Source organism: Proteus myxofaciens ATCC 19692 (assembly GCF_001654855.1).
GTDB classification, from domain to species: domain Bacteria; phylum Pseudomonadota; class Gammaproteobacteria; order Enterobacterales; family Enterobacteriaceae; genus Proteus; species Proteus myxofaciens.
Genome location: NZ_LXEN01000127.1, coordinates 1 through 12,612, shown reverse-complemented (window position 1 = coordinate 12,612; position 12,612 = coordinate 1). Strand labels below are relative to the sequence as shown.

At 39.4% G+C, this 12,612-nt stretch carries 9 protein-coding genes; 1 reads left to right on the top strand and 8 read right to left on the bottom strand.

Annotation, left to right across the window (positions count from 1 at the left end):
- Nucleotides 1-915 precede the first annotated feature (915 nt).
- From sucD to sdhC, 8 genes are all read right to left on the bottom strand, one after another.
- A complete protein-coding gene (gene sucD, locus M983_RS13280; protein WP_066751761.1) occupies nucleotides 916-1,785 on the bottom strand; it encodes a succinate--CoA ligase subunit alpha in 870 nt (289 codons plus the stop codon).
- Nucleotides 1,785-2,951, bottom strand: a complete 1,167-nt coding sequence (gene sucC / locus M983_RS13275) for an ADP-forming succinate--CoA ligase subunit beta (protein ID WP_066751758.1) — start codon at nucleotides 2,949-2,951, stop codon at nucleotides 1,785-1,787. The genes sucD and sucC overlap by 1 nt, the downstream gene beginning before the upstream one ends.
- 160 nt (nucleotides 2,952-3,111) lie before the next feature.
- Nucleotides 3,112-4,320 (bottom strand): 2-oxoglutarate dehydrogenase complex dihydrolipoyllysine-residue succinyltransferase, encoded by a 1,209-nt coding sequence (gene odhB / locus M983_RS13270; protein ID WP_066751755.1) that lies wholly within the window; start codon nucleotides 4,318-4,320, stop codon nucleotides 3,112-3,114.
- A gap of 13 nt (nucleotides 4,321-4,333) precedes the next feature.
- Entirely contained in the window at nucleotides 4,334-7,138 is a 2,805-nt protein-coding gene (gene sucA, locus M983_RS13265) for a 2-oxoglutarate dehydrogenase E1 component (RefSeq protein WP_066751753.1), read from the bottom strand.
- Nucleotides 7,139-7,425: 287 nt separating this feature from the next.
- Nucleotides 7,426-8,142 (bottom strand): succinate dehydrogenase iron-sulfur subunit, encoded by a 717-nt coding sequence (locus tag M983_RS13260; RefSeq protein WP_066751750.1) that lies wholly within the window; start codon nucleotides 8,140-8,142, stop codon nucleotides 7,426-7,428.
- A 35-nt stretch (nucleotides 8,143-8,177) separates the two neighbouring features.
- Complete coding sequence (sdhA, locus tag M983_RS13255; RefSeq protein ID WP_066751747.1) at nucleotides 8,178-9,944, bottom strand: succinate dehydrogenase flavoprotein subunit; 1,767 nt, start codon at nucleotides 9,942-9,944, stop codon at nucleotides 8,178-8,180.
- Nucleotides 9,944-10,288 carry a succinate dehydrogenase membrane anchor subunit gene (gene sdhD, locus M983_RS13250; protein ID WP_066751743.1) on the bottom strand — a complete coding sequence of 115 codons (345 nt, stop codon included), beginning with the start codon at nucleotides 10,286-10,288 and terminating at the stop codon, nucleotides 9,944-9,946. The genes sdhA and sdhD overlap by 1 nt, the downstream gene beginning before the upstream one ends.
- Nucleotides 10,282-10,662: a succinate dehydrogenase cytochrome b556 subunit gene (gene sdhC, locus M983_RS13245; protein ID WP_157091964.1), complete on the bottom strand. Its 381-nt coding sequence runs from the start codon at nucleotides 10,660-10,662 to the stop codon at nucleotides 10,282-10,284. Before sdhC ends, sdhD begins: the two co-directional genes overlap by 7 nt.
- Nucleotides 10,663-11,287: 625 nt before the next feature.
- On the opposite strand from sdhC, the gene M983_RS13240 reads away from it, so the two are divergent.
- A complete protein-coding gene (locus M983_RS13240; protein ID WP_066751737.1) occupies nucleotides 11,288-12,571 on the top strand; it encodes a citrate synthase in 1,284 nt (427 codons plus the stop codon).
- The last annotated feature ends 41 nt before the right edge of the window (nucleotides 12,572-12,612 follow it).

Here is a 12,612-nt window from a genome sequence, read left to right as displayed (position 1 = left end):
ATTTTACAATATACTGATTTTAAATGTTTATTTTTAAAGAAAATTCTATTATTTAGTAATTTGAATTTTTTAAAATTTAAAACCCAAATTAAATTTATTTTCATTCCTATTTCTCATGAATGTTAAATTTATTTAATACTCTTTTATATTTTCAGTTTTTAAATTATAAAAACTATTCTAATTTATAGATACCGTGAAATATTCTATCTTTTTTCCCTTTTTAGTTAGAAAAACATACGAGAAACTTAAAAATAAACATTTAAAATCAGTATATTGTAAAATATCATGGGAGTTTTTTGATAGTTTTAATAAATGTATTTTATGTAGTTTTCCCTATTGACAGTATGCTATTACCGTTATGAGCAAGGGCTATTATCAATAATTCTTTTTATTATATTAGATGCTATCTGTTATTTAGGCTAAGTAGAGCATGCCTTGGGCTATATTGAAATTGATAAATCAGTAAACGTCTTGGTAGTAAACAACGAAATTATTATAGAAACAAGCCTAATTGAACGTGTATGCTACTTCCATTAGTGGTATTGCAAGTAAATATTACTATTTGTAAGGTTTTATGATATTAATATTGTATAAAATACAAACAACTTAAAGAATATCAATTTTTACTGTTCTTTATTATATCTTTGTAAGATGTATTTCAGATATTATTTTATTTTTTAGAAGATTTAACTTTGGTATTTTCGTATTTTTTAATCAGAAAAATAAAAAATATATATCAAAAATAGTAATATTTTCATTATTATTCAAAGGGATAAGTTATTTTTTATATTGAAAGAATATTGTTTAACGAAAAAAAGAATAATTAAATAACTAAATGAAATAAAAAATGTCAGCCCTTTAAAAGCACTGACATTCTATATTGATGCTGTATAACTTTATTAACAGAGTAGTTACTTATTTAATAAGTGATTTAATTGCTTCACCAATATCCGCTAAACTACGTACTGTTTTCACTCCAGCTGCTTCTAATGCCGCAAATTTTTCGTCGGCAGTACCTTTACCACCAGCAATAATTGCTCCAGCATGCCCCATACGCTTACCTTTAGGTGCAGTCACACCTGCAATATAAGCAACGACAGGTTTAGTAACGTGATCTTTGATATAGGCGGCTGCTTCTTCTTCAGCTGTACCGCCGATTTCACCAATCATCACAATGGCTTCAGTCTGAGGATCTTCTTGGAAAAGCTTTAAGATATCAATAAAGTTAGAACCCGGAATTGGATCACCACCAATACCAACACAAGTAGATTGACCTAAACCGACATCTGTCGTTTGTTTTACCGCTTCATAGGTTAATGTACCTGAACGAGAAACAATCCCGACCTTACCTGGTAAATGTATGTGGCCTGGCATAATACCAATTTTACATTCACCTGGCGTGATCACACCAGGGCAGTTAGGGCCAATCATACGAACCCCTGCTTCATCCAATTTTACTTTTACAGTGAGCATATCCAGTGTAGGAATACCTTCTGTAATAGTAATAATCAGTTTAATACCGGCATCAATAGCTTCTAAAATTGAATCTTTACAAAACGGAGCAGGAACATAGATTACTGTCGCTGTAGCGCCTGTTGCTTCAACGGCTTCACGTACCGTATTGAAAACAGGGAGACCTAAATGTGTTGTACCACCTTTACCAGGCGTTACTCCACCTACCATTTGCGTCCCATAAGCAATTGCTTGCTCAGAATGGAATGTTCCTTGACTACCCGTGAAACCTTGGCAAATAACTTTTGTGTTTTTATCGATTAAAATAGACATTATTTTGCCTCCGCTGCTGTGACAACTTGTTTAGCGGCATCTGTTAGGCTTGTTGCGGCAATAATATTGAGTCCGCTATCCGCTAATTTTTTCGTGCCTAACTCTGCATTGTTTCCTTCAAGACGTACAACAACCGGAACATTGACGCCTACTTCTTCAACAGCACCAATAATACCGTCAGCAATTAAGTCACAACGAACGATACCACCAAAAATGTTAACTAATACTGCTTTCACATTTTCATCTGACAAAATAATTTTAAAGGCTTCTGTTACACGCTCTTTAGTTGCGCCACCACCAACATCAAGGAAGTTAGCTGGTTCACCGCCATGTAATTTAACAATGTCCATCGTTCCCATTGCTAAACCAGCACCGTTAACCATACAACCGATATTGCCATCTAATGCAACATAGTTAAGTTCCCATTGTGCAGCTTGTGCTTCACGCGCATCTTCTTGTGAAGGATCGTGCATTTCACGTAGTTCAGGCTGGCGATAAAGGGCGTTGCTATCAACACCTAGTTTACCATCAAGGCAGATTAAATCGTCTTGAGTTGTAATAACAAGTGGATTGATTTCAACTAATGCTAAATCACGCTCTAAGAACATCGTTGCTAATCCCATAAAGATCTTAGCAAACTGGCTAACTTGCTTATCTTTTAATCCTAGTTTGAAGGCAAGTTCTCTACCTTGATAAGGCATTGGTCCTGTTAGAGGATCAATAATTGCGCGATGAATAAGTTCAGGTGTTTCTTCTGCAACTTTCTCAATTTCTACGCCGCCTTCAGTGGAAGCCATAAAAACAACGCGACGAGTACCACGGTCAACGACAGCGCCAAGATAAAGCTCTTTAGCGATATCTGTTGCACCCTCAACCAGAATTTGTGTTACTGGTTGACCATTCGCATCTGTTTGATAAGTCACTAAACGTTTGCCAAGCCATTGCTCAGCGAAAGCTCGAATCTCTTCTTTAGATTTAACAACTTTTACGCCACCCGCTTTACCACGTCCACCTGCGTGAACTTGGCATTTAACAACCCATGGGCCTTGGCCTATTTTTGATGCAGCTTCTTCCGCCTCACGCGGTGTGGAGCAGGCAAAACCAGTTGGCGCTGGTAATCCATACCGTGAGAAAAGCTGTTTTGCCTGATACTCGTGTAAATTCATGATGTTCTATCCATAATCTTGTTGAAAGTCTAGCTTTCTTATTTTTTTGACTATAAGCCAGAGAATTCTGACTTCACGAACACACTGTACTTCTTGATGCTTGTGTATCTTGCTTATGGTAGGCAGGAGGAGCATCTCCTGCCTAAAAGCAAATAATTATCTACACATCCAGTAATAAACGAGCTGGATCTTCTAGCATCTCTTTCACGGTGACTAAGAAGCCAACCGATTCACGACCATCGATTAAACGGTGATCATAAGAAAGTGCTAAATACATCATTGGGAGAATAACAACCTGACCATTAACCGCCATTGGACGATCTTTAATCGCATGCATCCCCAAAATCGCACTTTGTGGTGGGTTAATAATTGGTGTTGACATTAATGAGCCAAAAACACCGCCATTAGTAATGGTGAAGTTACCGCCTGTTAAATCATCAACGGTTAATTTACCGTCACGACCTTTAACAGCTAATGCTTTAATGTTTTTTTCAATATCTGCCATGCTCATTGCATCTGCATCTCGTAATACTGGTGTAACCAGACCACGAGGTGTTGATACAGCAATACTGATATCAAAATAGTTATGGTAAACAACATCTGTACCGTCAATGGATGCATTGACTTCAGGGTAACGTTTAAGCGCTTCAACAACAGCTTTAATATAGAAAGACATAAAGCCTAAACGTACACCATGGCGTTTTTCAAAAGCTTCGCCATATTGAGCACGTAAATCTTTAATTGGTTGCATGTTGATTTCATTAAATGTCGTCAACATTGCCGTTGTGTTTTTCGCTTCAAGTAAACGTTCAGCAACACGTTTACGTAAACGTGTCATTGGTACACGCTTTTCACTACGATGTGATAATGGCGCTTGTGATACTTCAGGGGCTGATTGTGTTGCAGGTTTATTGTTTGCAACATGACCTTCAATATCTTGACGAGTTAAACGTCCACCGACACCACTACCTTTAACTTCAGAAGGATTGATATCATGCTCAGCCACTAAACGACGTGCTGATGGGCTTAAAGCATCATTACTTCCCTTCTCTGCTATATCAGCACTTTGACGTTGTGCTGGTGTACTATTTTGAGCAGGTTTTACATCAGCAGGAATGCCTGTGCTATCACCAAGACGAATGCGTCCTAATAATTGACGAGAACCCACTGTTGCACCTTCTTCTTCCAGAATGCTTTCTAAGACACCCGCTTCACTTGCAGGGACTTCTAGTACAACTTTATCTGTTTCAATTTCAACAAGCACTTCATCACGTTGAATGCTATCACCAGGCTTTTTATGCCAAGTTGCGACCGATGCGTCAGCAACTGATTCAGGGAGATCCGGTACTAGAATATCTACACTACTCATTTTCTATCCTTATTTATTCAACTTTCAGTGCATCTTCAACCAGAGCTTTTTGTTGCTCCTGATGAACAGATGTATAACCCACCGCTGGAGAAGCGGATGCAGGACGACCTGCATAACGTAATGTCGCGCCTGTAGGAATTGCATCACGGAAATTATGCTGACTACAGTACCATGCACCCTGATTTAATGGCTCTTCTTGACACCAGATGAAATCTTTTACATGAGAGTAATCAGCAAGAATTTTTGCTATATCCTCATGAGGGAATGGATAGAGTTGTTCAATACGAATAATAGCGACGTCTTTTTGCTCATTAGCACGACGTTGTTCTAATAAATCGTAATAAACTTTACCGGAACACATGACTACGCGTTTAACATCGGCAGGGTTTAAATTATCAATTTCATGAATGACAGGTAAGAATTTACCGTTTGCTAGCTCATCTAACTCAGAAACCGCTAATGGATGACGTAATAATGATTTCGGTGACATCACAATCAGTGGGCGACGCATACCACGTAACGCTTGACGGCGTAACATATGGTAAACCTGCGCTGGTGTAGATGGCACACAAACCTGCATATTTTGTTCAGCGCATAACTGTAAATAACGCTCTAAACGAGCAGATGAGTGCTCAGGACCTTGACCTTCATAACCATGTGGCAATAGCATCACTAAACCACACATACGACCCCATTTTTGCTCACCAGAGCTAATAAATTGGTCGATAACAACCTGTGCTACGTTAGCGAAGTCACCAAATTGGGCTTCCCAAATAGTTAATCCACGAGGTTCTGTCGTGGCATAGCCATATTCAAAAGCTAATACCGCCTCTTCTGATAACACAGAATCCCAGACATTAAATTGGCCTTGAGAATTATGGATATTGGCAAGAGGAACATAGACAGAACCATTAGTTTGGTTATGAATAACGGCATGACGATGGAAGAATGTACCACGGCCAGCATCTTCACCAGAAAGACGAACTGTCACACCTTGGTCTGCAAGTGTTGCATACGCTAATGTTTCAGCTGCTCCCCAATCGAGTAATTTCTCACCTTCCGCCATCAAGGCGCGATCAGTGTAAATTTTCTCAACACGGGATTGCATAACGATTTCAGAAGGGATAGTACTTACACGACGTGCTAAATCTTGTAGACGTGTCTTTTCTACTTGATGTGGGTAATCTTCATCCCATTCATGGTTTAGGTATGGTTCCCATGTATAAGAATGTAGACCCATTGGGCGATATTCTTCTACAACACAATCACCACGATCAAGAGCATCACGGTATGTGTTGACAAGTTCTGTGACATCATTAGCTTCAAGAAGACCTTGTTCAACTAATTTATCAGCATAAATTTTGCGTGGCGTTGGATGTTTTTTTATTTTTTGATACATCAGAGGCTGAGTTGCATTCGGCTCATCAGCTTCATTATGACCATGACGACGGTAACAAACCAAATCAATCATGACATCACGTTTAAACGTATTACGGAAATCGAGAGCTAAGCGGGTAACGAAAGCGACCGCTTCAGGATCATCAGCATTAACATGGAAAATGGGTGCTTGAACCATTTTTACAACATCAGTGCAGTATTGTGTAGAACGTGCATCTTTTGGATTCGATGTTGTAAAACCAACTTGGTTATTAATAACAATACGAACGGTACCACCAACTTCATAACCACGTGCTTGTGACATATTCAAGGTTTCTTGAACAACGCCTTGGCCTGTTACAGCAGCATCACCATGGATAGTAATAGGAAGAACCATATTGCTACGAGCTTCATCTAAACGATCGCGACGAGCACGTACAGAACCAATGACAACGGGACTGACAATTTCAAGGTGAGAAGGATTAAATGCTAAAGCAAGGTGAACTTGGGCACCTTCTGTTGCAAAGTCTGATGAGAACCCTTGATGATATTTAACATCACCAGTACCTAAATGTTCTTTATGAATGCCCGCAAATTCATCAAATAAGTCAGCAGGTTTTTTACCTAGAATATTAACAAGAACATTTAAACGTCCACGGTGAGCCATACCAAGAACAACTTCACGTGTATCTTGTTTTCCAGCATGACGAATTAAATCTTTCAGCATTGGAACCAGTGCATCACCACCTTCTAAAGAGAAGCGTTTTGCACCTGGGAATTTAGCACCTAGATAGCGCTCTAAACCTTCTGCTGCCGTCAATTCTGCTAGAAAACGAAGTTTTTCATCTTTGGTGAATTGCTCACTAACATTAACAGACTCTAAACGTTGTTGGATCCAGCGTTTTTCTTCTGTATTAGTAATATGCATATATTCAGCACCAATTGAACCGCAATAAATGCGTTTCAGGGCTTCATATATTTCACCTAATTTCATGGTTTCTTTGCCTATAGCAAAAGAGCCCACGTTAAACGTTTCTTCAAAATCTTCTTTAGTCAAATTATGGAAAGCGGGATCTAAATCTGGAACAGATTCTTGTTTCCATAAACCAAGAGGGTCAAGGTTCGCGTTTTGATGACCACGGAAACGAAATGCATTAATGAGCTGCAAAACTTTTACTTGTTTTGAGTCCGTCGCAGGATCGCTTACCGAAGTATTATATCGAGTAGATTCTTTTGCAAGACGTCTGAAATAGTCGCGAGTTTGAGAATGCGATTGTTCTACACCTTGACTTGTGGGGAGTTGTTGAAAAATTTCTCTCCAACTTTCGTCAACAGAGTTTGGGTCAGTTAGGTAATCTTCATAGATTTCTTCTATGTAAGACTGATTTTCTCCTGCTAGAAATGTCGATCCTAGCCAGTCCTTCATTGCGCCGTTCTGCATTATGATCCCTTAAGCTATACAGCTTTAGTTCGCCTTGGATAACTAATACCGTGGTTAAACGGTGTCGATTGCAAGGTTCTCTTATGACCCGCTATCTCGCAGGTTCTTAAATATTGGAGTTTTCACTCTCAAGGAACCTTTAAGCACTGTCATTCAGTGTTTAAAGGCACCTTGTTATCTATAATGTAGAAATACAGATAACAGTTAGTTATAGATACCTATTTTAGCAAACGCTCAATCCCGTTTTTCCATTAACCGCCCTAACTATTTTAGGGCGGTTATTATTTTTATGCACTACGTTTTAACAACATTGACTTAATATGACCGATTGCTTTCGTCGGATTTAACCCTTTAGGGCAAACGCTGACACAATTCATAATGCTATGACAACGGAATACACTAAAAGCATCGCTAAGATCATCAAGACGAGATTCAGTTTCAGTATCACGACTGTCAGCTAAAAAACGATAAGCAGCTAATAATCCTGCCGGCCCAATAAATTTGTCTGGGTTCCACCAAAATGAAGGGCAAGAGGTTGAACAACAGGCACAAAGAATACAATCATAAAGACCATCTAATTTTGCACGTTGTTCTGGTGACTGTAAGTTCTCACGAGCAGGAGGATTTTTCTCATCATTGATTAAATAAGGACGAATTTTCTCATACTGTGTATAAAACTGTGTCATATCCACTATTAAATCACGGATCACAGGTAGACCGGGTAACGGTCTGATCACAATTTTCTTACTTCCTTTACGTAAAGATGAAATAGGTGTGATACAGGCCAAACCATTTTTGCCATTCATGTTCATGCCATCAGAACCACAGACACCTTCACGACAAGAACGACGGAACGATAAAGTAGGATCTTTTTCCTTTAATTGAATTAATGCATCCAATAGCATCATGTCACGCCCTTCTTTGACTTCAAGGGTGTAATCTTTCATATGCGGCGCATTATCAACGTCGGGATTGTAACGATAAATTGAAAATTCAAGTTTCATAATTGAGTCTCCGCAACTTAACTCACACCGCTAAATTAATATGTACGCACTTTTGGAGGAAAAGCCTCACGCAGTTTCGGCTGCATATTGACTTCACGTCGTGTCATCGTCTCAGTTTGCGGCTTATATAGGGTATGGCATAACCAGTTTGCATCATCACGATCTGGATGATCGAAGCGACTGTGTGCACCACGACTTTCAGTACGATAATTAGCCGCAACCGCAGTGGCATATGCCGTTTCCATTAGATTATCTAACTCTAAGCATTCAATACGCTGAGTATTAAATTCGCTTGAAGTATCATCTAACCGTGCATTATGTAGGCGCTCACGGATGACTTTCAGTTCTTTTAAGCCATTAGCCATCGCATCACCTTCACGGAATACTGAGAAGTTATGTTGCATACAAGATTGCAGTGCTTTGCGAATTTCAACAGGATCTTCACCTGTACGATTATTTTCCCAGCGGTTGTAACGTGAGAGAGCTTCTTCAATATCAGATTCGCTTGCATCACGCATAGTGCCTTGTTCCATTAGAGATTCTTTTAAGTGAACCCCAGCAGAACGACCAAAAACAACTAAGTCGAGAAGAGAGTTCCCACCTAAGCGGTTTGCACCATGAACAGAAACGCAAGCGATTTCTCCAACTGCAAACAGGCCAGGGATAACTTCATCCTCACCTTGTTCATTCACTCGAATCGCTTGACCAGTCACTTTAGTTGGGATACCACCCATCATGTAATGACATGTAGGAATAACAGGAATTGGTTCTTTGATAGGATCAACGTGAGCAAAGGTACGAGAAAGGTCAAGAATACCCGGTAAGCGAGATTCAAGAACTTCTTTACCTAGATGATCGAGTTTGAGTTTCACATGAGGTCCCCAAGGACCTTCACAGCCGCGACCTTCACGAATTTCGATCATAATAGAACGAGCAACAACATCACGTCCTGCTAAGTCTTTCGCATTAGGTGCGTAACGTTCCATAAAACGCTCACCATCTTTATTCAGTAGGTATCCACCTTCACCACGACAGCCTTCTGTGACTAATACCCCAGCACCAGCAATACCCGTTGGATGGAATTGCCACATTTCCATATCTTGTAATGGAACACCAGCACGAACTGCCATACCGACACCATCACCTGTGTTGATATGTGCATTTGTTGTTGATTGATAAATTCGACCAGCGCCACCGGTTGCTAAAATAGTTGCATTAGCTTTGAAATAAACGACTTCACCCGTTTCAATGCAAATTGCGGTACAACCTACGATATCGCCATCTTGATTTTTTACTAAATCTAATGAATACCATTCAGAAAAAATCGTTGTATGATTTTTTAAATTTTGTTGATACAAAGTATGTAATAATGCATGTCCTGTACGGTCAGCCGCAGCTGCAGTACGAGCTGCTTGTTCGCCACCAAAGTTTTTAGACTGGCCACCAAATGGGCGTTGATAAATGCGGCCATCATCAAGGCGAGAAAATGGCAATCCCATGTGCTCAAGCTCTAAAATAGCTTCAGATCCTGTTTTACACATGTATTCGATAGCGTCTTGATCACCAATATAGTCAGATCCTTTCACGGTATCGTACATATGCCATTCCCAGTTATCTTCATGTGTATTACCTAAAGCAACGGTAATACCACCTTGAGCAGAAACAGTATGAGAACGAGTAGGAAAAACTTTAGAAATTAAGGCGCACGACAAACCCATTTGGGAGATTTGTAAAGCAGCACGCATACCCGCGCCACCAGCTCCAATAACGACTGCGTCAAACTCTCTTACTGGCAAATTCATTACACACCCCACACGACAATTGTTCCATAAATAAGATAAGCAAACAGTGCGACGACAATGATTAATTGCAATATCAGACGTAATGCCACTGGCTTAATATAGTCCGTTAACACTTGCCACATCCCTATCCATGCATGGATAAGAATGGAGAGTAGCGTCAATATGGTAAACACTTTGGTTATGGATGAGCTGAAGAATCCACGCCATGTGTCATACGTAATATCGGTTATTGCGACAAAACCGATAAAATATAAAACGTATAAAACAATGATAATGGCTGTCGCTCGTAGGAATAACCAATCTTGTATACCAGAGCGGCCAAAAGTAGAAGAATTGCTTACCATACATGAACCCCCGCTAATACTGATAAAATCACCGTAATGATCATTGAGATTGCCGCAGAGTTACGACCAACAACCAATGTTTCATCAATAAAACCGAAGTCCATCAGCATATGGCGGATACCGCCACAGATATGGTAAGCCAACGCAGTTAATATGCCCCACAAAATAAATTTGGCAAAAAAACCGGTCATTATTTCGCTAGCTTGTTGAAAACCTTCAGGAGATGAGAGAGAAGTGCCCAGTAACCACAGTAAAATCCCGACTGCGACTAACATGATTACCCCAGAGACACGATGTAAGATAGATGCGATAGCAGGTAGTGGAAACTGTATCGTCTGTAAATCCAGATTGACAGGTCTTTGTTTTTTCACAATTTATGCCCACACAGCTTTTATAATTTTTCCTTCCTCCGGACCTGGATGGAGTTTAAGCAGCGAATGGGGTACAAAGACACAACTTAAGTAAAATGTAAATCCGTCTATTTTACAGAAAGTGTGGATTCGTTACGCTGGTTCTCCATACTACAGAGGTTCCGGAGACCTGTTGGCAAGTATAGGGGCTTCACAAACTTATTACAATTACCACACAACTTGTGCACCTAACATTTGGCCTGAACAGTGAGAGCGATCACGATCTAAAACTCTTAATACGAAAATCATTATCATTTTTGACACAAGCGCAACATTTAAATTACATTTATTGCATATTTTTAATCTTTATGTTTTTTTTGTGCGCAAACACGCTTCCAGAAACGTCAAACTTGTGTAAAAGTGGTATCAGTACGATTTCTAAGTGTATTGCATAAAAAACCATCTATAAAAACATAACATCAAAAGCTCGTTAACATAAGTGACATTCTATAGACCTAGGAATGAGTACCCTAAAATAAAACTTCCTAGGTTTTTTATATCAACTATAGTTTCACTAACGAAGTGCATTTTTATTTACTAAGGTGCTTTCGAATGTTAGGAGACATAATAAGCGCTAAGGAGACTATAAATGGCTGATAAAAAAGCTAAGCTAACGATTGATGAAACTTCTCTGGACTTGGATGTTCTATCCCCTACTCTCGGTTCTAAAGTTATTGATATTCGTACACTCGGCTCCAAAGGTTATTACACCTATGATCCTGGCTTTACCTCAACCGCATCTTGTGAGTCAAAAATTACCTATATCGATGGCGAAAACGGTATCCTACTCCACCGTGGTTTTCCTATTGGGCAATTAGCAACACAATCAACCTATTTAGAAGTTTGTTACATCTTGCTTTATGGCGAAGCACCGACTCAAGAGCAATATGACACATTTAAAAAAACGGTAACCCGCCATACGATGATCCATGAGCAGATAACTCGTCTGTTCAACGGTTTCCGCCGTGATTCTCATCCAATGGCAGTATTATGTGGTGTTACAGGGGCTTTAGCAGCGTTCTATCATGATGCACTTGATGTTACTAACCCAACTCACCGTGATATCACTGCATACCGTTTATTATCAAAAATGCCAACAGTTGCAGCTATGTGCTACAAATATTCGATTGGCCAGCCTTTTGTTTATCCAAAAAATGACCTCTCTTATGCAGGAAACTTTCTACACATGATGTTTGCAACACCTTGTGAAGAATACGTTGTTAACCCTGTTCTTGAGCGTGCTATGGATAGAATACTTATTCTTCATGCCGACCATGAACAAAATGCATCAACATCAACAGTACGTACTGCGGGTTCTTCTGGCGCAAACCCATTTGCATGTATTGCTGCGGGTATTGCTTCACTTTGGGGACCTGCTCATGGTGGTGCAAACGAAGCATGTTTACGCATGTTAGAGGAAATAAAAACGGTAGATCATATTCCTGAATTTATTAAGCGTGCAAAAGATAAAAATGACTCTTTCCGCTTAATGGGCTTTGGTCATCGTGTTTATAAAAACTATGATCCACGTGCAACTGTTATGCGTGAAACCTGCCACGAAGTGCTAAAAGAACTAAACCTGAATGATAGTCTGCTTGAAGTTGCAATGGAATTAGAGCGTATTGCTGTAAACGACCCTTATTTCATTGAGAAAAAACTTTATCCTAATGTTGATTTTTACTCAGGTATTATTCTGAAAGCATTAGGCATTCCTTCTAATATGTTTACGGTTATTTTTGCTATCGCACGTACTATTGGGTGGATAGCACATTGGAATGAAATGCACGAAGAAGGACTAAAAATTGCTCGTCCTCGCCAACTTTATACTGGTTATGATGAACGTGAATTCCATAGTGAAATAAAAAAGAAATAAATATTTAGTGATTATTATCTAATTAATCACTCATTTATTTC